We start from the raw sequence: 21,188 nt of genomic DNA, 5'->3' as shown, positions 1-21,188 counted from the left end.
CTGAAAAAGCACGACATAGATAACTATATGAACATTTTGAAGGATTATTTTCGTTCAAAATGAACCAAATACGGCTGTTCCAGGTAGAGGAGCTGATCTCTTACAATCATAATAATTCAAAACGTGCGTACAAGGGTAAATGATCAGATAACATCCGCCAAGGTTTGCCCTGTAAACAGGCAACCTCCTGAACTTTCATTCCGCGAAAATACACCCTGTCGACACACAAAGCAGGTCTTATTGCAGGAAATGAACGGGCATGTTGTCCTTCAAGTGCGACAAAAGCCTCTTCAATTCCTAAATTTTCAGCAAGAATTTTAGAAATAACATGACGCCAATCATTGAAATCTCCTGCCATTATCAGAGGCTCATTTTGAGGCACAACATCTTTAATACGTTGTATCAATGCCTTACATTGTTCGGTACGCTCTGCCTTAAATAGACCTAAATGAACACACAAAAGATGGATAATATTATTATCCAGTTTTAACTGGGTATGAAGTATGCCTCTTGATGCTCTGTTCATGTTTGAAAGATTAATGCTTTCAAAACTCTCAAATGGGTATTTGCTTAAAATCGCGTTTCCGTGGTGGCCAGATTGATATACTGCATTCTTTGCATAAACGTAATGTGGCCATATATTTTCAGCAATGTACTCACATTGAGGAGAATCAGGCCAACTGACAATTCTTTTTTCACGTTTTCTATGTTTACCTTGCACTTCTTGTAAAAAAACAAAGTCCGGATTCAATCCAGTAATAGCCTCTCGCATTTCAGGAAGCAAAAACCTTACTGCACCTACTCCAAAACCTTTATGAATATTATAAGTTATCAGCGATACGCTGCGCACCTCAGGTTGCATAGATACTCTGTCTCTCATTTAGGTTTCTATAATCAGTATAATGGTAATAGGATAAATGTATTACATTGCTCTATAATTATAACCTACATTTTGAAAAGAATTTGTCATTAAACTGATCAGCTCGGGCTCTGAATTATTTTTATTTATCATAGTATTGGCCCTTCCTCAACAACTTGTAAAACCACTTATTTTGTAATCTTTTATAGTTTGTTACAAGTAAACGAATGATCGACATAGTTTATTGAACTTCGTCTATTTCAATTACTATCAGGGCTTATAAAAAAACCTAAGGTCAAAGCAAAAACTGAATTTACATACCTGCATATAAAGTAATAAGCTATAACCATTACCTACAAACCACAGAAAATCGATGAAAACGAAGATTTTAAGTATCCCAGGATTATCTATAGCATGCAAAATATGGGGAAATCCTGATAATCCACCTATTTTTGCCTTGCACGGCTGGTTAGATAATGCTAATAGTTTTGATGATATTGCTCAATATTTACAGCATGATTACTATTTCATAGCAGTAGATCTGCCTGGACATGGCCACTCTTCGCACTTACCCCCAGGATGCATATATCATTTTACTGATGGAATATTTACTGTTGTTGAAATTATTAATGCCTTGGGACTAAATAAGCTACACTTGCTAGGGCACTCTATGGGAGCCTGTTTGGGAAGTCTGGTAGCAGGAGTTGCACCGGATCGTTTTCTTTCATTAAGCTTAATCGAAGGGTTAGGCCCTTTTTCTCACCCGGCAGAAACAGCATGCCAACAACTGTCAAAATACTTGGACTATCTATCACAAAAACAGTCAAAAAAAGCAAAAGGCTACAATAAGTTTGAACATGCTGCTCTTGCCCGTTCTGTTAAAGGATATGTTTCTCTGGATATTGCCAAGTCACTTTGCGAACGCGGAATTCAACAAGAAAATGGTCTATACTATTGGCGACATGATCGCAGACTATTAGCCCCATCCCCATTACAAATGACTGAAACACAAGTTCTTTCGTGTCTTACAGAAATAAAAGCTCAAACTTACCTTATTTGGGCCAGCAAAGGATTTTCGTTTGATTCAGATAAGATGAAAGCAAGGATTCAAGCGGTAAAGAATATCAAAATTGAGAGGCTAGATGGTGGGCACCATATTCACATGGAAAAGCCAGAAGTCATAAGTCAACTTCTGGCTAAATTTTATCAGTCAATAAAATGAATTAATCGGCATAACAAGATTGATAATTTATAGTCACCTCACTCAATGACTTCTTAACATCATCCAGATTGTAACCCAAATCTTTGGCAGCACTCAACATACCGCAACCGCCCTCATCAAACGTTGAATAAGGTGTCCAATAATCCATATTGGCTTTTACCATGACATCAAAAGCCATACGAAGATTCCAATTAGGTTGATTGGCTAATATGTAGAATAAATGGTTATACACTCCACTGGAGTAATGAACATCTAAGCCACCATAATAATCATCAGCTACATCAATAGACATACCATCACGGCTTGGTTTATCCATATAACGCAATGCTTCATAACCACTGTCTTCTTTCATTATTTCCGGGCCGATTTGCCAGCTGTTTTTTCCAACTGAATAATATTCAGCTGCTTGAGCAGCCATATCTGAAAACGACTCATTCATACCACCAGACTGACCGAAATATTCAAGTCCAGAATGTTGTTCAGTAAACCCATGACTGATTTCATGACCACCTACACCTAGAGAAACCAAAGGATACATCATAGTGTCACCATCACCAAAGGTCATTTGCTTGCCGTCCCAGTAGGCGTTTTCATAGCCTTGACCATAATGCACTCGCATAACTAATTGCATTGGCGATCCATCTGATTTGGTTAAAGCTTCCACACCATACCAATCATGGTACATGTGTTTAATGACATAACCAGCATACAGTGCATCATTGGTAGGAGAAGCAGCTCCATTATCTTTATCATAACCATCAGCCGAATATCCGGTATAATAAGTTTTAGTAGATTGAGTATCGGGAGTCTCTTTACAAGTAAATTGCATAGGTTTGTTATTTGAATAGTACTTATGTCCCATGTCTACTACTTTAACATCGGTATTTTCCATAAAGCACATTTCAACACTTGAATCACGTGTGATTTCTAATAATGGTAAGTCCTTGCCAAATTGATATTCACCGATTTTACGATTTCCACCAAATCCCATCCCTTTTGCTTGGACTCTTTCCGTTTTTACATCATCCCATTGGACAAAAGGCTTATTGGTTTCTGCATCGATAATTGCTGTTGGTCGCTCAGGAATTCTATCATCATGGATAACTAAAACGCTGACTTTGTAAGCCCAATGAGCTTGATGCTTTTCATCAATATAAATCATAGGGGTTACTTGATCTTCACTAACTTGTTTATTCGCGTATTTATCCTTAAATTGTTGTAATGCCAAAGAAGCATTTTTTACAAATGAAGGTTTAGGTTGACCTAATTCTGCTTGCAACCCATCATAAATCACACCATTCATTTTCACATCAGATTTCGCTGTCACTAGACTAGGCGTGGTATTCTTGCTGTGCAGGATGGCGTAACCACCAAAAACTGGAAACCCGGCATATTGTTGCTGCATACGAACATGCGTCACTTTATTCCCATCAGTATGCTGTCTTATAAACTGCAAACTATTCGTTGAAACTACAGCACCTTTCATAACACCAGGCAAAGTCAACTGAAATTTTTGTGTGACTTCAGAAAAAGACGACTTTTGTAAAGGGATCGGATCGGCTGCCTTCACAGGTGAAGCAATCCCTAATGCTATAGCTACAGCTAAAGGTGACAAATAATAATTTGGGTGCATTGATTCTAACTCCTTAAACTAAATTCTCATACAGCAACTCTTCCTGGAGTGCCCAGGTTTGTTATATTCCCCTATAATTTTTCAGTTAAATTTTTAGTGTAGACTAATGCTCAACTGCAAAATTAAGGATGATCCAAATTAGGACAATACTTAAGATAATAAAAAAGTATTTTCCATTTTTAATTCAACTATTTGGATAGTATCCTAATATTTCTAGGCATATAACCAACTACCATTTTCAAAATGCAAGAACTCTTTTCCAAACTTTTCCAAACTAGCACAAATTTATTATTTTTGAAAATACTAATTTTGCTCCGATGCAAAACTTGGGTTTATCCGACATTTTGAAAGCCACAGGCTGATGGACTTGGGCTCCCTAAACAGTTTTCAAAAAATTGACCTAAGTGGCATAATTTTAATCTAATTAAATAATAAAGCAATTGTTTTTAAACCCAATGAGCTATTAATTGGTCTTTTTGTCATTTTTAAAAACATAAAAATTCTTAAAAAATTTTTTAGCAAGTAAAAACAAGTAGTGAAAATAATATGCGGGGCTACCCCTTAACTCACTTCCATCCTGATTAATATTTGCCCAGGAGTCACTTTATCTCCCTTTTGACATAATACTTCTGCAACTACTCCATTCACAGGTGCTTTTATTTCTGTCTCCATTCTCATCGCTTCAATAACCAGCACAACCTGCCCGGCCTTTACTTCATCCCCGGCAGAAACATGAACTGCAATAATAGAACCGGAGATGGCTACAGTAATATCCCCTGGTCCTATTTTGTTATTAACTGAGTAATGCCCTATTTTGTCATGGAGTTTGGAGCGTTGCACAACGACTTCTTCAGGGACCCATCAACCTACAAGAAACAGGATTGATGACCATGCTCAGCCATTCCATAACCTGCTACTTTTACATGATAACTTTCACCATGAAGAATAATGTCAAACTCAGACATGGCAGAATTATCTGGTGCACTTGATTGAGCCAATAAAGGCTCCGGGATTAATTGATTATTTTTACGCTGTTCTAAAACCAGACTTCTATAGCCCAAAATCAAACATCATCCATTTTATTACAGATTGGCAACATATCTTGAGTACGCATTCTTGTAGCGATTAAGCATTGATGAGCATCACGCAAGGTGACATCTGTTATAAACGTTTTAGACATAAGCTCTTCCTGGCTCAGGAAATAAATAACAATAGCATAATCCTAAAATCGGGACACTCTTTAAGTACAATCAATTCCTTTTCACTAAATATAAAATTTCTTGCTAAACTTGCGGAGATCTTGCCGATATCCTCGCAGATATATAGACATGTTCATAAAGTTCAGGCAAAATCTCCAAATCTCAGACTATACTGATGTGTAATGAAAAAAATTCTAGTATTACATGGCCCCAATTTAAACCTTTTAGGTTCCCGAGAACCATTCATTTATGGCCATACTTCGCTAACTCAAATCAATGGTGATTTAATCCAGGAAGCTGACAATGCAGGGATTCAACTCAGCTGCTTTCAAAGCAATGCTGAAGCAGAGTTAATTCAAGCAGTCCATCAGGCTGGAATTGATAAAATCAATTACATTATCATAAATCCTGCAGCATTTACTCATACAAGCATTGCCCTTAGAGATGCTTTAAGTGCGGTTGCCATTCCATTTATTGAGGTTCATTTAAGTAACATTTTTTCCCGTGAAACTTTTCGCCACCACTCCTATTTCTCAGATATCGCCGTTGGTGTCATTAGCGGTTTGGGGGCGCAAGGGTATTTACTGGCCTTACAAGCAATTATCAAAGAATTACAGTAGAGAGAAAGAACAAATGGATATCAGAAAAATCAGAAAACTCATTGAGCTCCTGGAAGAAACTGGCATTTCAGAGATTGAAATCAAAGAAGGTGAAGAGTCATTAAGGCTAAGCCGGCATAGTAATATAGCAACAGAAGCGGCTCCACAAATTCATTATGTGGCTCCTTCTGTCGCGAAACAAACGACTTCTACTCCTTCATCCAATACTTCTACCGCCGAACCTCATGTGGTTGAAAATAAACAAGTCACTTCAACCTCCTCAGGCCATAAAATTCGTTCACCAATGGTTGGTACAATGTACACAGCCCCATCGCCAGACAACCCTCCTTTTGTGACAGTGGGACAATCTGTTAAAGCGGGCGATACTTTATGCATTATTGAAGCAATGAAAATGTTCAATGAAATTGAAGCAGATCGTGCTGGGAAAATTGTTGAAATCCTGGTAAAAAACGGGGATCCCGTTGAATATGACCAGGCCTTGTTTATCATAGAATAGAGAGGCCTGTTTATGCTCAGTAAAATAGTTATTGCTAATAGAGGCGAAATTGCCCTTCGTATATTGCGTGCTTGTAAAGAACTCGGCATTCAGACTGTTGCTGTTCACTCTGATGTAGACAAAGATTTGTTGCACGTTCGCCTAGCTGATGAAACAGTATGCATAGGCCCTGCGCCTGCCCAAAAAAGCTATCTCAATATTCCCGCAATTATATCCGCGGCAGAAATTACTGATGCAGTGGCGATACATCCAGGTTATGGATTTTTATCAGAAAATGCTGATTTTGCAGATATTGTTGAACAAAGCGGCTTTCGCTTTATTGGCCCGCGCGGTGACTCCATTCGCCTTATGGGGGATAAAGTTTCTGCCATTGCCGCAATGAAAGCGGCAGGAGTCCCCTGTGTTCCCGGTTCAGACGGTCCTTTAGGAGATGACGACAACAAAAACCTGGAGTTAGCGCGAAAAATTGGTTATCCCATCATTATCAAAGCAGCAGGTGGCGGTGGTGGACGTGGCATGAGAGTCGTTCATAGCGAATCCAATTTACTCAGTGCTATTGCATTAACCCGAAGCGAAGCAAAAGCCGCTTTCAATAACCCGATAGTTTACATGGAAAAATTTCTGGAAAATCCTCGCCATGTTGAATTCCAAGTTCTTGGAGATGGTAAAGGACATGCTATACATCTGGGTGAACGTGATTGCTCGATGCAAAGACGACATCAAAAAGTCGTAGAAGAAGCCCCGGCTCCAGGAATTACCCCTGAATTAAGAGAAGAAATTGGCGCGTCAGTGATTAAAGCCTGCAAGGAGTTACAATACCGAGGTGCTGGAACCTTTGAATTTTTATTTCAAGATGGTTGTTTTTATTTCATCGAAATGAATACACGCATCCAGGTTGAGCATCCAGTAACAGAAATGATCACTGGTATTGATTTAATTAAAGAACAAATCAAAATTGCCAGCGATATTCCTCTGACATTAACCCAAAAAGATATTAAATTACGTGGCCATGCTATTGAATGCCGAATCAATGCGGAAGACCCCAGGAATTTTATGCCTTCTCCTGGAACCATAAAATTGCTTCACCAGCCAGGAGGTCCAGGCATTCGTTTTGATTCTCACATCTATAGCAGCTATGTTGTTCCGCCTAATTACGATTCCATGATAGGAAAATTAATAAGTTATGGGGCAACAAGAGCAGAAGCTATTGCCAGAATGCGTAATGCTCTTGATGAAATTATCATTGATGGCATAAAGACTAATATTGAATTACACCAACGTATTCTTCATGACAAATCTTTTATGGAAGGTGGCACAAACATTCACTATCTAGAAAAAATGCTCAAGGATTCATAGCGTGTGGTTTCAACTAAAAATAGAACATTGTCCTAATGACAAGATTGAAGAAATAACCGAGGAACTCGAAGAATACGGTGCCTTGTCCATCATGCTCACGGACAAAAACGATAATCCTGTTCTTGAACCAGAGCCAGGGACAACACCCTTATGGCCTGAGGTAATCATACATGCCTTATTTGCCCAAGCAGAAGAAGCGCAATACGTAAGAGAACAATTGGCTGATAAAAGACCTTCTCTGCATTGCAGTTTGGAAACACTCGCTGATAAAAATTGGGAAAGAGCCTGGATGGAAGATTTTCAACCTCATCGTTTTGGTAACCGTTTATGGGTCTGCCCTACTTGGCTCTCTCCCCCTGAACCTGATGCTGTAAATTTAATGTTAGATCCTGGGTTGGCATTTGGTACAGGCACACATGCGACCACCTCCCTATGCCTAAACTGGCTGGAACAGGCTGACTTAAAAAATAAATCAGTAATAGATTATGGATGTGGCTCAGGGATACTATCCCTCGCTGCAATCAAGTTAGGGGCTAAACATGTCTATGCCGTTGACATAGATAATCAAGCGTTACAAGCGACTCAAAATAATGCGTATGTCAATCATATCACTGAAAGTCAGCTCTCTATCAGCTCCCCGGAGGCATTACAAAACCCTGTGAATTTAATTATCGCAAATATTTTGTTAGCCCCGCTAATCAACTTAAAGGAGCGTTTTCATCAACTACTCCCCTCCGGCATGCATTTGGTAACATCAGGGCTCCTGGAAGAACAAGCCCCTTTACTGATTGAAGCTTATGATTCCGCATTCAATCATATTGCAACTGAATATTGTGAGGGATGGTCATTGCTGGTTTTTACCAGCAAATAATAACGATATCACTAAGGTATATGTAAATGGCGAAAAAACAAATTGACTCTTCTTTCAAGCCACATCGAGCACTGCTGAGTGTTTCTGATAAAAGAGGAATAAGAGAACTCGGTCAGGCCTTACATGACCATGGAGTGGAATTGATAGCCACGGGTAACACAGCTGCAATATTAAGAGAACATAAATTACCAGTTACCGATGTCAGTGATTGTACGGGATTTCCCGAAATAATGGATGGAAGAGTCAAAACCCTTCATCCAGCTATTCATGCTGGTTTATTAGCCCGCGGAGAACAAGACAGCCCTGTTTTAAAACAACATGGAATAAAACCTATTGATTTACTTATTGTCAATTTATACCCCTTTGAACAAATCATTAACCACCCGGACTGCGATTTTAATAAGGCCATTGAAAACATTGACATTGGTGGACCAACGATGGTGAGGGCAGCAGCTAAAAACCATGCCCATACGTATGTCATCGTTGATCCTAATGATTACCCAAAATTGATTCATTATTTACAAGATCAGAAAGTGCCTTCTCATTGGAATTTTACGTTAGCTAAAAAAGCATTTGCCCATACTGCAGCCTACGATGCCGCAATTGCAAATTATTTAACCACTTTAGATAATGATTATGTACCAACTGGATTTCCCGACATCCTAACCTGTCAATTTAATAAAATTACTGATCTTCGTTATGGTGAAAATCCTCATCAACAAGCTATTTTTTATGCTGATAAAAATTCACATCCAGGCTCTTTAGGCACAGCAACATTATTACAGGGAAAACAATTATCCTATAATAATATCATTGATGCCGATGCAGCTCTCGATTGTGTTAAATCATTTTCCAATGAAAAGTCGGTTTGCGTCATTGTAAAACATACCAACCCCTGCGGCATTGCGCTATCCGAAACATCACTTGATGCTTACTTAAAAGCCTTTCAAAGTGATCCTGTATCCGCTTATGGAGGAATTATTGCTTTCAATGGAACTCTGGACAGCGATACGGCCAAGACAATACTTGAAAAGCAATTTGTTGAAGTCATTATTGCACCTGATGCCAATGAAGAAGCAAAAAAAATTCTGGCAACCAAAGAGAATATTCGTGTTCTTCTCACCGGTTTTTGGCAACAAGGTACCAATTTTAGATTAAATATGAAGAAAGTTGATGGTGGTCTATTAGTACAAGAACATGATTCTCTTTCGCTGGAATCTTGTGAATTGCAAACCGTTACCCGAATAAAACCCTCTGATGAGCAACTCGAAAATTTAATGTTCGCTTGGTTAGCAGCCAAGCATGTCAAATCCAATGCGATTGTATATGCTAAAGATTTGGCCACCATAGGGATTGGAGGAGGGCAAACCAGTCGAGTGATGAGCGCTCGTATTGGTTTGTGGCAAGCAGAGCAAATGGGCTTTGATCCCAAAGGCTCTGTTATGGCCTCAGACGCATTTATACCTTTCCCTGATACTATTGAAATAGCTGCGAAAGCTGGTATATCCGCAATTATTCAACCAGGGGGTTCTATCAGAGATGAACAAATTATTTCTTACGCCGACCAACACAACATTGCCATGATTTTTACAGGAGTGCGTCATTTTAAACATTAATGTCGAACATCTATTAATTCTAAATCGAGGCAAGATCATGCCATTAAGTACAATAAACAGCACAAATAATCGTTCATGTTTTGTCATTCCCCCACAGTCGGGAAGCTTGATAGCAAACTGAAGAACGGGATTTGAAATGGATCTCCACCTGCGCTGCAATAGCACATATATTTTATTATTTAATCAAAATATGATTTTGCCCTGAATTCTGGGCTTGACTAACTTGAACAAAGAGTCGTATATAACGTATCATCTTCTTTTTAATTGAAGCTTATTGATTAGCGTAAATGGTCCTTTTCTTATAGGATTTATGGATTTGATATTAGAACAAGGAGCAAGTATTTCTAGAAGCAGATTTTACCTATAGAATAAACGAGAATTATAGGAATACTTACTAATCAACTGGCAATCACGCAAAAGATAAAAATTATAATAAACGTCTAATGCGTCAATGAATCTCATGGAGTAATATAATGACAACTGAGCAATATCCGTCCTCACTTGTCAATCGTCTTGCTATCACAGAGCCCGCGTTGGTTCCAAGTGGATATTATCGTTCGAAATTATTTATTGCCCCATTTTCTACAAATGTTTTAGTTGCAGCTGCCGGACCATTGCTGTCTTTATTGGAAAGACTTTGTTTAAGTCCTTCTTTACCTCCAGTAGAAGATATAAGAGAAAATATACAACATGAATTACGCGCCTTTCATAGTAAATTAGACGCATCTAAATATCCGTTGGATATTATTAGCATTGCTCAATATTTATTATCAGCAACCATTGATGAAATATTAGGTAAAAGTTATCTAAGAGTCTATAACCTGACGACAGAATTCAAATCATTCACTCCCTTATCAAGTGATGGGGCGCAGCCTCAACAGCGTTTTTTTGAAATATTGAATTATATTAAAGAAAGACCAAACCAATTTCTTGATTTAATTGAATTAGCCTACTTTTGCCTGATTGCCGGGTTTGAGGGCGAATACCATCTGAAAGCAGATGGGCGACAATCTCTTGATAATACTATTGAAGATTTATATCAAATCATTCAAAAATATCGTTTTAATAAACCAAATCGTTTGTTTAATGAGAATCCTCTTCCCAAAACCATTAAAAAAAATTATAAAGCAACATGGATAACAACTGTTGTTGCTGTAGCTGTTGTAATTCTGGCTTTCGTTACTAGCCATGTTTTATTAGAAAACAAAGCGAAAACAGTTTTATTTGGACATACCCAACTTGCTATGCTGGAAAACTAATGGACAATTCATTACGCGCATTATGTGATGCTATAAAAAAAATTCTCTCTCAATTAAAACCGCAAGTTAATCAATTATCTTTTATTGTCATCACCGGAAAAAATGCCCAAGGCAAATCGGCACTGTTAAAGCAAAGTAATATGGAAGAAATGCCCGTATTCAGCGAAGAGCATGCCAAACTGTATTTTAATCAAAAAGGAATCATAGTAGAACTTGGTGAAAATTGGCTTACTAATAGCAAAACATTATTGCTCACAACACTTAAACAATTAAATAAATGCAATCGTCATCTCAAAATTACAGGTTTGATTTTATGCGTGGATGTCAATGATTTACTGATAGCGGAACCCGCACAATTCACCGAACAAAAAAAATCTCATTTGCAACTTCTTCAACGTTTAGGTGTTAATCTGGGATATCAGGTTGAATTAGCTTTAATATTCACCAAGATGGATACCTTGGCTGGTTTTTCTGAATTTTATCAAATGGATCATGTCAATGATCTATCCAAACCACTTGGCTTTTCTCTCGATTGTGTAAACCAGTTAACTAAAAAAATTGAAACGTATTCCCTTCAATTCAATCAATTAATCGAAGCTTTGGGACAGCAAGTTATCAATAAAATGCACCCGGTACGCTCCACTATTAAACGCAGTTTGATCCGAGAATTTCCTTTGCAATTAGCCAGTTTGAGAGCCCCAATTCAATCACTAATTCAAGGAATTTCGCCAAAATTATTCCATGTTCACTCTATTTTTTTCACGAGCGCTGAACAAGGCGGGTTTAGTGTAGACAGGCTAAACAAAAAAATTCAGCATGAATACGCTTTGATTGTTCAGGATACTTTCCCTCAAGCGACCAATTTCAGATCCTACTTTGTAGAAGGCGCACTGAAAACAATCCAGGAACAATGTATCCAGACACCACAGACTACAAAATTTTCTCAAAAACCATTTATTGCTGTTGCAGTAAGTTTGGCAGGGCTCAGTTTATTAACCCTAATTTATAATCACTACAAAACCTCTCATATCCTTGATGAGGCTAGTAAAGAATTGCTTGCCTATGAAGCACTGAATAATCAGGGCACTAATGGCGCACAAGCCTTGTATCACTTATCGCAAGCCGCAAATAAAATGAATCACATTACATCAAACTCCATATCACTGCCTACTGTGCACCAATTAAAATTAAACCTTCACAACAATACTCAAAATCGTTTACAAGGTGAATTTCTTCCCTCTTTAGCCAATGAGTTGGAACAAGTCATCACAAATCCTGGCAACACACCTATAACTCGATACAAAGCTTTAAAAATTTATTTAATGCTAGGACAAACAAAATATTTTTCAGCGCAACCCATACTGGATTGGTTTCAACAACAATGGCAGGGACGTGCATCGGTCACAACTCAAAAACAGTTGGCTCTTTTAAAGCAAACCCTTAACAATCCTCCCCAAAACATACCCATCAAATCACAAGTAATCAGTGATGCAAGGAATTATCTTAATGCGCTTCCAACAAGTTATTTATATTATTCCATTGCTAAAGAGTATTTCCCTCAGGAAAAGCAAAAGATAGTAATAGAAGGTTTTACTTTACCTACAGATGAAGTGCCAACCTATTTTACTAAAACCGGATTTACGAAAATCATTAACGAATTACCTAAAATTACCAGTACACTTCAATCAGAAAACTGGGTGCTTGCAAGACAGGATTTGTCTCAATTACACAATATGCTTATTCAGGCCTATTGTTTTGATTACGTCACTTGGTGGCAAACGTTCATGAAGAAATCCCAACCATTACGGTATCAGGATTATCATCAAGGTCGTCAATTAACAAAACTAATACAACAATCTAATTCGTTTTATAAATTCGCTAATTTTATTCAGCAGGAAACCAAACCGGATTTAACTGAAAGCATATCCACCTTTAACCAATTCATTGCCAATCAATTTACCGATTTAAATTTAACAACTTTATCCAGCATAAAGGAATTAGATTTTAGAATTTCTGAGTTAGAACGATTTATTGCAACTTTATCTGTTGTAAATGATGGAGGTAAAACAGCATTTACCATTACACGATCGCGCTTTATCAATGAAAATTCCTCTGACCCTATAAGTTTGCTCTACAGTCAAGCACGTCAATTACCTGAACCATTGAGTTCGTGGACAAAGCAAATAGCTGGTGACACTTGGGTTATATTGATTAGAGATAGCCGTCAATATATTAATAATCAATGGCAAAAAACCGTCTATAGAGAATTCCAAAACTCTATTGCCCAGCGCTATCCTTTTGATTCGTCACAAACTGCAGAAATAGATATTGCAGATTTTAATCGCTTTTTCTCAACTCATGGCTTATTGAACACCTACACTGAACAATACCTTAAACCATTTCTTGATACTTCATCTCCAGAATGGAAGCCTAAAGCAGTGAATGATTTCATCTTACCCATTTCAAATGAAGTAATTGATGAATTAATCCGTGCCAATATCATCACTAATATGTTTTTTCCTGATCACAGTGAGGAAAGTAAAATTGATTTTAGCTTGCAAAAAATCTCTCTGGATCCAGTAGTTTCTAATCTAGTCCTTGAAATTGGCGGGACCAAATTAATGGATAATCAAACAAGCGATTCATTAATTCGCTTCACCTGGCCTCAAAACAACGCTAAATTGGCTCTTGATTCTATTGAAGGGAATCATTATGAGCTCACAGAATATGGAACCTGGGCAATATTTAAATTACTTGAAAAAGTTAATGTTCTTGTGGATGAACAAGATAGCTCCAGCCTCCAAATACTTTTTGAAGTGAATAGCAACTCCGGCCGGTATTTATTAAAAACAAACAACCAAATTAATCCCTTTACTCCAGGAATTCTAAATGGGTTTACTTTGAACGATCATATTGCATAATTATGAAGCAAAACATCAAACACAGCATTATTGCTGGATTATACGGAAATGCTTTAGAGTGGTATGATTTCTTACTCTATGCCAGTTTTGCTCCAGTCTTTGCTGAAATTTTTTTCCCTTCAAAAATCCATTTTGTTTCTCTTATAGCAACATTTAGCTTATTTGCTATAGGATTCATTATGCGACCAATTGGTGGGCTTTTGCTTGGACATTATGCTGACCATGTAGGAAGGCGGAAAGCATTAATACTATCTATGTCAGTAATGACCGTTTCTACCGCATTAATTGCTGTATTGCCTGATTTTAATTCATTGGGAATCACCGCCCCAATTTTATTTTCTGTTTTACGACTGATTCAGGGCCTTGCAGTGGGAGGCGAACTCCCTGGATCAACCACCTATTTGATTGAGCATATGTTTCAACATAGCCGGGGGCTTGCTGGAAGCCTGGTGTTAAGTAGCGCTTTTTTAGGTATTTTTATAGGAGCGCTTACAGCATCAATATTCAGCACATTATTTACAGGTGATTCTCTATTAAATTGGGGATGGCGGTATGCGTATCTGCTAGGGGGGATTTTAGGAATTTTGGGCATTTATTTGCGTATTAAAAGCGTTGAATCACCCACATTTCTTAAGGATAAGCATACTACCGAACTTCCTGCAAAAGTGGTATTCACGCGATTTAAACAGCAATTGTTTTTATCTGTGATAATTACTAGCATTCTTGCCATGGCTAATTATGTACTTATCGCCTATGTCACAACCTTTTTAGTCAAATCTGAGTATTTTCTCTTAAAAGATGCATTATTAATCAATTTAATTGCGCTTGCTCTTTTGACAGTTTTAATACCACTGATGGGATTTCTTTCTGATGTAGTAGGACGTAAGCCTATTTTTTTAATAGGTTTATTTTCTCTTTGCATACTAATCTTCCCATTTTTTTGGCTCTTATTAAGTGGTAGTTGGTGGAAAGCTTTATGCTGCGAATTATTACTGGCGATAGTTTTAGCCCCAATTAATGCGACAGTACCCACTATTATTGCAGAAATGTTTCCAACCAGTGTACGAGCAAGTGGAATTTCCATATCCTATAACATTGGCCAGGCTTTGTTTGGCGGGACCATGCCTTTGGTAGCGTTTACATTGATTGAATTAAGTAACAATAAAATGGCTCCAGCCTGGTACCTGTTCCTGTGGACTCTTATCGTGATACCAATAACCATTTCTATTCGTGAAAGTTATCAAAAAGAACTTATTTAAGACATTAGATTGATATAAATCGCTATCTCTCTCAATTGAATAAGCAAGAATACAATTTGATCGGGATCTATTAAGCAGAAAATATCCAAGCATTATTACCCAGAAAATAAGAGCATAGGGACATACTAATAAAAATCTTACCCACTTCAACCCACTTTTGCAGGCAAGCTTTTTACGTTGGGATCTTTTGAATAAGCATCAAGAATATCATTTACCAATTGATTAATCATCCCCTCTCTCTCTTCGTCTTCAATTAATCCAACTTTTTGCTTCATACTTGCCAGGCGAGCCTCCAATTCCTTAGTTACCGTACCATTCGGGAACAGTGCGGCTAAAAGCCGTCGAGCTTCACTTGGTCCCAGATGTCTATACAAAAGATTCCTTACTGTCGCATCTTCTGCAGTAGTACTAAATGCCCATAATTCCACCGGCCCCAATGTTAAGGTCAATAATTGTACGTTAATTCCTGTTTTAGTAGCAAATTGAGCAAGGAAAGTAGCCCCACCTTGCCTGGGACCATGGACTCGAGTACGTAAAGCGATCTTAGCTGTTTCAGAAAGTCCAAAAATTTGACTGGTTTTCTCCACGGCCTGAGATGGCCCGGCGTCCATAACATAAATAGCGGTAGCAAAATCAATCATTACCGGATCAAAGTCATCCACTGCTTGTGATAATAAGGAAATTTGCACTTTCCATTTTCGGCCTTCACGCATGTCAATAATAACTTGCTCACGGACAGCAGACGATTTTGCCGTGCGATGGAATTCATCATAAACAATACGCTTATGATCCTCTCGAATCTCTAATACTCTCTGTTTGTGATACTCTTTATATTGTTCTGGTACATTATTCAAACTTTCTTCTGTTAAATAATAGTGTCTTGCCAATACATATCTGGCTAACATATACATCACTGCTGTTTGTCTATCAGCCGCATCACCACCGCTTTTCGCTACCTCATCCAAATCAAGAGATACTACCCTTGCGTCACCGATATCAAAGCTAGTGACCCGTGATAAAATAGGATATTCACGAACAGCGGATGAAATCATTCTTGAAAAAGCATTAATTAGTGATTCGCCAGTTGGAGCGGTAATCTTTTCATACAAATCCTCAATTGATGGTGTTCTACAGATAGAAGCAGCGTCCGCTAATAATGGCATTGCATATCGTTGCGCCAACATCGCTTCATGGACAAAGCCTGCTGAATAGAGTGCGTCAGTCACTTCCCACCAAGTGGACTTCGCGTCTCGGACAAAACCTATTTCCTCAAGAATACTATCGATAAATTCCTCTATTCCTGGAGCATAAGGAGTTGGGTTAAATTCATCAGCCAGGCTTTTATATAATTCATCTACTACCATACCTGCCAAATCGGCCATTCCGTCATATGGCTTTGCAGCGCCTAATGGTGTAGTTAGCAAGGTCATAAAATTGACCAGGAATGACCGCTCCAAAGCAGTTGGATAACGACATCCCAATTGGGTATCAAACGGATTAATGGAATAATCTGGAGTCATCCTTAATCTATGATAAGCAACCAAATGACGCTTGGATGCAGGGAGAGCCTCTTTTAGCAATGAAATCAAACCACTACTTGAGGGACCTATGTCAATAATTGCTATGCGAGGCAAACGCATCAAACCACCTGACAGACAAAGAGCTAAATTCAGCGCATTTGACAAAACAGATTTACCAGAGCCAGGACGAGCGTAAACCAGATCAATCCAAGTAGTTTGTTCAGTAGAGCCTGGTTGAAACGGCCACGGTTTACCATCCGGTGTTCTAAAAAGCAGAGCTCCTGTTTTCCAAGGAGATGCTGGCCTTGTAATAGGCAGCATTGAGATAACATCTGATAAAGGAGCTACTGATGCCACAGCTGAACTGTTTAAAGTAGTAGCTAGCATACTTGACACAAAGCCTGCAAACGGGTCTCCACAAATCTCTGATACATCAGTAGAACCCCAACCTTCAATAGCCTTTACTAACTCAGAACTTCTTCGCCTCAATAAGGGTATATTGCCTTCAGGAGCCCAAGTTGTTGCAACGACACGTAGCCTGACAATAGCTTCATCCGTATTGAGTTGTATATATTTTAACAGATTAACTGAGTCACTAATTAAACGATTCTGTGCAGAACTAAAGCTCAATATTGCAGCCAAAAGCCCCTTCAATTTAATTGTGCTTAATCCTTCGCTTTCCAGCAAAAAAGAAATTTTCCAGGGCACATGTGAAGGAAGAATACGAGAAAATAAACTAATAAACGGTCTTACGTCTTTTGGAAACAAATCAATATAGGTTGAAGAATAAATTTTATCCCCTACTCGGACAGTGCGTAAATCAATAATTTCTGCATCTCTTGGTAAAACTTGCTTGGACAACGGAGGCCATAATAAATCTGAAGGATCTCCCTCAAAATTATTCAGTTCGCGAACAGATATTTTGTCTCCAGGTAAAGTTGCTCGCCAGTCATCTGCAGTATAATCGGGGTCACCTGTCATACGAATGGCATGTACAGCATCATGTACCTCAAGCAACTTAGCTATAACGTTAAGAGCATCCAAATCATTAAGAATTGCACGCACATAAGCATCATGTGTATCTCTTATTTCTGGAACAGCCGCAAAAATCGTTTGTGTGTTTTTAAAGGGAGGAGCCTTTGTATCCTTGATCATCTTCATTTTTGCTTTATTCGCAGCTTTTAACTGATCACTCGCCAAATTAAATGGTCTCGTATACAAAACAAAATAAACACGCTCCTCTGCGCAATATTGTGATAAATAATTGACCCGCTCTTCAAATAAATCTCTTAAATTAAGTTCAAGACGGCTTGCTGTTGCTTCCGCGGGGTCATAAATATCCTTGATCATTTTTACTATGTTTTGCTTATCATGACTAAAATAAACTTGTAGTGCATGACCAGGTCTACCCATAGCAGCTTGAAATGAGTTGGCTAAACCTTCAACCAATCGTTCAAATTCTTCAGGGCCTGCCAATCCAGTAATCCCTTCAATTTTTAATACCGACAGTAATGAGCCATCATGATTAACTAATACGGTAGGACTATCTGCCGTCTCCAAATCTATATAAGACTCTGTAGTTTGCTTCAAGGAAGTACTTAACCAGGCAAAGAAAGTATCGACGCCTTCAAAAAACGATTCTGACCAATTTGCCATCCTTTGTCCTCAATTATTGATAGTACTTTTACTGTTTAATCTGCAATTTCTTCTAAAGCACTGGCAGCCCATTTCTCTATTTGCTTCCTGAATTTTGCTCTGGAGGGTAATAGTCTTATATTTTTAAAAAGCTTCTCTCTTATTTCTTCACTATTCACACCAGAATCAATCATTAATTGTCCAAATATTGCAGGGTCACTTGTACCCTCACCAAATTTTTCTTCAACAATTTGCGAGCGAAATTTAAAACTTCTATATATATTCTGTGCACTGGATTTATATCCAGTATCATTGGTAATAGCACAAAAAAGAACGTGGCATAAGCTATTCAGTTCTGCCTGGGATAATTCTGGCAGGTAGATCAAAGTACCCCCACCATAACCACCAACGCCTACTGATTCAACAAAAAAGCATTGCGCACAAAAACAACATGCTGTAACTAAATTTGACAACCTATTGTTTGTATAATCACCATCCAGATTCACGATCTCTTGGTATAAACGAGCTTGAAACCCGCAAAATTGACAAGTATACCTATCTCGCTGAAAGATTTTTTGCTCATAGGATTTAAATCGCTCATCAATTTTTCTGGCAGAATATAAACGCCAGGAACCTGGTGAAGCAATTAGTTTTAGCTCACATCGTTGCTGATTATCCGCCATGTTTTTGGTTCACATTTAGTCAATTTTCAAAAAATTATGTGTTGTATCTTTAACTACTGACTGCCGTCAGCTTAAGAATACTGGACCATATTAATAGAGACAATCATTTAAACTTACTATTTAACACAATAAAAAGTCTATAAATTAAATTGGGTAAAGCGGTATTATCTTTACCCAAATAATATAAATAATCTCTCTGATTAGTTAGTTTTGTATATTGTTCCAGTAGGTCCAGCAGTTTTACCTCCGCTACTACCGAACATAGTTACTCCAGCCACTCCCAAAATAGAAGGAAGGAACAATAATGCCGCAGCGATAAATATTAAAGCTATTGGTGTTCCGATTGGAATTTGAGTAGGATTATCCTTATGCTGCTTAAACTTCATAATCGCACCAATAGAAAAACCCAGGCCAGCCAAGTAAGAACCCGCTGTAATCAATTTAGTGAGGCTTGTAAAGGAACCTGTAATTTGTGATGCCATTTTACCTAGCGATACGCCTGCTGCAGCATCCTGGCAAATTAGGGTCAATAAAGCCAAACAAACTGCACTTAATAGCCAGTGTTTATAACCAGATTTATGGATAACCTTAATGTTCACAATTCTCTCCTATTTTTAAATTAGTTTAAGTACCATATAAAGTATTGTTAATCATATCAACTGTACCAACAATATTGATTGCCAATATCCCACCAAATACATGAATCAAACCTTTACCTGTACCTCCTGGAGGTTGCCCCTGCGACGCGGAACGTGCGATTAATACCCACCCTCTTACAAATGCAATTAGACCAATAACCCGTATAATCATCACCAAAGGTCTACCTACAAGACTGCCACTACCAAATAAGGCCGTGATAGTATCACTTCCACTACTGACACCTCCTGAATAGGCCAGTGGATTGCTATAACCAAAAGTCGTTTGCAGTACGGAGGAAACCAGTGATGGGAAATAGATAAGCAATGCACCTACCATTAAATACATCACAGGCTCTTTGATACTCGTATTACTCGACATCATTGTTCTGGCTTCTCCATAAACCTTTAGGCTATAAATTGCCTTAAATATAAAAGCACACCCAATCAAATAAGCGGCTCCAGTAATCAGCCTTTGAACAGGCTCCAACTGATTAGCAATATTAGCTAATATGTTAGCTTGACTCACTATCCAGCATGCTACTGTGCCGCCAGTACAAGTCGGATCAGCCATATACGCCTCAACTATCTTCTTGACTAAACTTAATCACTTGTCCAGAACTTGTTAAAATACGACCTTGCAAAGAATCAATTAATTTAACTATTCCATATCCGGGAATTTTTGATCCCTCTCTAACTGTAAGTGTAGAACCATTTGAGCCAATTAGCCAAGCCCGACCTGGAATTACTGCTTGTATGTAATAAATAATTCTTGCTGGAACTGCTGACCGAGACACTTTTACAACTTTCTTGGGTGTTGTACGTGCCATTAAGACATTAATAACTTCTGATTGTCTAGCTATTTGATTTGACATATTACCAATAATTTGATTCAGATTTACAATTTGAGCATTTAAATTTTTGATATTATTATTTACTGCATTGATTTGTTCACCAAGTGCATTGACTTCCGAACGAAGACTCTGTTGTGCTATTTCTATTGCTGAAACTTTCTTCTTTAGATCGGAGTCCTCTTCAATAATAGTTGTCGGTTGAACTTGTTGTATGGGAGTAGTTGTTGGTATTATTTGTACAGGCTGTGGTGTTGCTACCTGTGTCACCGGAGGAATAGCCGGCTTTGAGGTGACTTGGCTGGATTTATCTGAGAAAAACATCCAACCAATTAGTTTATACATAACCATTATAAAAACAACTGCCCCAATAGCAATAAGAGCGTTTCTCTTAATATCTTTTTTCTTTGTTAATCCCTCTTTTCCAGATTGAAACGAAGCTTCTGAATCGAGATCCGATTCACCGGCCTGATCCATATCGTATGAATCAAGTTCTGCAAATTTATATTCATCATTATTTTGATCGTGCTCTGCCATCATTATCCGCCATCAA

The 21,188-nt window shown here is 38.1% G+C and carries 18 protein-coding genes; 9 read left to right on the top strand and 9 right to left on the bottom strand.

Features of this window, described 5'->3' with window-relative positions; genetic code table 11:
* Nucleotides 1-106: 106 nt before the first annotated feature.
* Nucleotides 107-862 carry an endonuclease/exonuclease/phosphatase family protein gene (locus OQJ02_RS02385; protein ID WP_265719787.1) on the bottom strand — a complete coding sequence of 252 codons (756 nt, stop codon included), beginning with the start codon at nt 860-862 and terminating at the stop codon, nt 107-109.
* A 370-nt stretch (nt 863-1,232) separates the two neighbouring features.
* On the opposite strand from OQJ02_RS02385, the gene OQJ02_RS02380 reads away from it, so the two are divergent.
* Nucleotides 1,233-2,081, top strand: a complete 849-nt coding sequence (locus OQJ02_RS02380) for an alpha/beta fold hydrolase (RefSeq protein WP_265717707.1) — start codon at nt 1,233-1,235, stop codon at nt 2,079-2,081.
* A gap of 1 nt (nt 2,082) precedes the next feature.
* Here OQJ02_RS02380 and proA read toward each other — a convergent pair whose 3' ends face one another.
* The 3 genes from proA to OQJ02_RS02365 form a co-directional block, all read right to left on the bottom strand.
* On the bottom strand, nt 2,083-3,714 hold the full coding sequence (gene proA / locus OQJ02_RS02375) for a zinc metalloprotease ProA (protein ID WP_265717706.1): 1,632 nt from the start codon (nt 3,712-3,714) through the stop codon (nt 2,083-2,085).
* Between the two features lie 561 nt (nt 3,715-4,275).
* Entirely contained in the window at nt 4,276-4,554 is a 279-nt protein-coding gene (locus tag OQJ02_RS02370) for a biotin/lipoyl-containing protein (RefSeq protein WP_265717705.1), read from the bottom strand.
* A gap of 26 nt (nt 4,555-4,580) precedes the next feature.
* Nucleotides 4,581-4,781 (bottom strand): hypothetical protein, encoded by a 201-nt coding sequence (locus OQJ02_RS02365; RefSeq protein ID WP_265717704.1) that lies wholly within the window; start codon nt 4,779-4,781, stop codon nt 4,581-4,583.
* Nucleotides 4,782-5,095: 314 nt separating this feature from the next.
* Here OQJ02_RS02365 and aroQ point away from each other — a divergent pair, with 314 nt between their 5' ends.
* The 8 genes from aroQ to OQJ02_RS02325 all read left to right on the top strand — a co-directional run bounded on the left by aroQ (nt 5,096) and on the right by OQJ02_RS02325 (nt 15,311).
* A complete protein-coding gene (aroQ, locus tag OQJ02_RS02360) occupies nt 5,096-5,533 on the top strand; it encodes a type II 3-dehydroquinate dehydratase (protein WP_265717703.1) in 438 nt (145 codons plus the stop codon).
* A 13-nt stretch (nt 5,534-5,546) separates the two neighbouring features.
* Nucleotides 5,547-6,029, top strand: a complete 483-nt coding sequence (gene accB, locus OQJ02_RS02355) for an acetyl-CoA carboxylase biotin carboxyl carrier protein (protein ID WP_265717702.1) — start codon at nt 5,547-5,549, stop codon at nt 6,027-6,029.
* 12 nt (nt 6,030-6,041) lie between these two features.
* Nucleotides 6,042-7,385 (top strand): acetyl-CoA carboxylase biotin carboxylase subunit, encoded by a 1,344-nt coding sequence (gene accC, locus OQJ02_RS02350; RefSeq protein ID WP_011213101.1) that lies wholly within the window; start codon nt 6,042-6,044, stop codon nt 7,383-7,385.
* A gap of 1 nt (nt 7,386) precedes the next feature.
* Nucleotides 7,387-8,256 (top strand): 50S ribosomal protein L11 methyltransferase, encoded by an 870-nt coding sequence (prmA, locus tag OQJ02_RS02345; RefSeq protein ID WP_265717701.1) that lies wholly within the window; start codon nt 7,387-7,389, stop codon nt 8,254-8,256.
* Nucleotides 8,257-8,282: 26 nt separating this feature from the next.
* The gene (gene purH, locus OQJ02_RS02340; RefSeq protein WP_265717700.1) at nt 8,283-9,872 is read left to right on the top strand and encodes a bifunctional phosphoribosylaminoimidazolecarboxamide formyltransferase/IMP cyclohydrolase; all 1,590 of its coding nucleotides are present in this window, start codon (nt 8,283-8,285) and stop codon (nt 9,870-9,872) included.
* A gap of 473 nt (nt 9,873-10,345) precedes the next feature.
* Complete coding sequence (icmH, locus tag OQJ02_RS02335; RefSeq protein WP_265717699.1) at nt 10,346-11,131, top strand: type IVB secretion system protein IcmH/DotU; 786 nt, start codon at nt 10,346-10,348, stop codon at nt 11,129-11,131.
* Nucleotides 11,131-14,052 carry a type IVB secretion system protein IcmF gene (gene icmF / locus OQJ02_RS02330; RefSeq protein WP_265717698.1) on the top strand — a complete coding sequence of 974 codons (2,922 nt, stop codon included), beginning with the start codon at nt 11,131-11,133 and terminating at the stop codon, nt 14,050-14,052. The genes icmH and icmF overlap by 1 nt, the downstream gene beginning before the upstream one ends.
* Before the next feature lie 2 nt (nt 14,053-14,054).
* Nucleotides 14,055-15,311 (top strand): MFS transporter, encoded by a 1,257-nt coding sequence (locus tag OQJ02_RS02325; protein ID WP_265717697.1) that lies wholly within the window; start codon nt 14,055-14,057, stop codon nt 15,309-15,311.
* A gap of 146 nt (nt 15,312-15,457) precedes the next feature.
* Here OQJ02_RS02325 and icmB read toward each other — a convergent pair whose 3' ends face one another.
* From icmB to icmG, 5 genes are all read right to left on the bottom strand, one after another.
* Nucleotides 15,458-18,487 carry a type IVB secretion system protein IcmB/DotO gene (gene icmB / locus OQJ02_RS02320; protein ID WP_265717696.1) on the bottom strand — a complete coding sequence of 1,010 codons (3,030 nt, stop codon included), beginning with the start codon at nt 18,485-18,487 and terminating at the stop codon, nt 15,458-15,460.
* Between the two features lie 35 nt (nt 18,488-18,522).
* Complete coding sequence (icmJ, locus tag OQJ02_RS02315; protein WP_265717695.1) at nt 18,523-19,149, bottom strand: type IVB secretion system protein IcmJDotN; 627 nt, start codon at nt 19,147-19,149, stop codon at nt 18,523-18,525.
* A 200-nt stretch (nt 19,150-19,349) separates the two neighbouring features.
* Nucleotides 19,350-19,748 carry a type IVB secretion system protein IcmD/DotP gene (gene icmD / locus OQJ02_RS02310; RefSeq protein WP_265717694.1) on the bottom strand — a complete coding sequence of 133 codons (399 nt, stop codon included), beginning with the start codon at nt 19,746-19,748 and terminating at the stop codon, nt 19,350-19,352.
* 25 nt (nt 19,749-19,773) lie between these two features.
* Nucleotides 19,774-20,358 carry a type IVB secretion system protein IcmC/DotE gene (gene icmC, locus OQJ02_RS02305; protein ID WP_265717693.1) on the bottom strand — a complete coding sequence of 195 codons (585 nt, stop codon included), beginning with the start codon at nt 20,356-20,358 and terminating at the stop codon, nt 19,774-19,776.
* A gap of 7 nt (nt 20,359-20,365) precedes the next feature.
* Nucleotides 20,366-21,175, bottom strand: a complete 810-nt coding sequence (gene icmG / locus OQJ02_RS02300) for a type IVB secretion system protein IcmG/DotF (RefSeq protein ID WP_265717692.1) — start codon at nt 21,173-21,175, stop codon at nt 20,366-20,368.
* Between the last annotated feature and the right edge of the window lie 13 nt (nt 21,176-21,188).

Origin of the sequence: Legionella sp. PATHC032 (genome assembly GCF_026191185.1) — a bacterium.
GTDB lineage: Bacteria > Pseudomonadota > Gammaproteobacteria > Legionellales > Legionellaceae > Legionella.
Note: the sequence above shows the minus strand (reverse complement) of the source record. Positions and strands in the feature narration are given on the sequence as shown.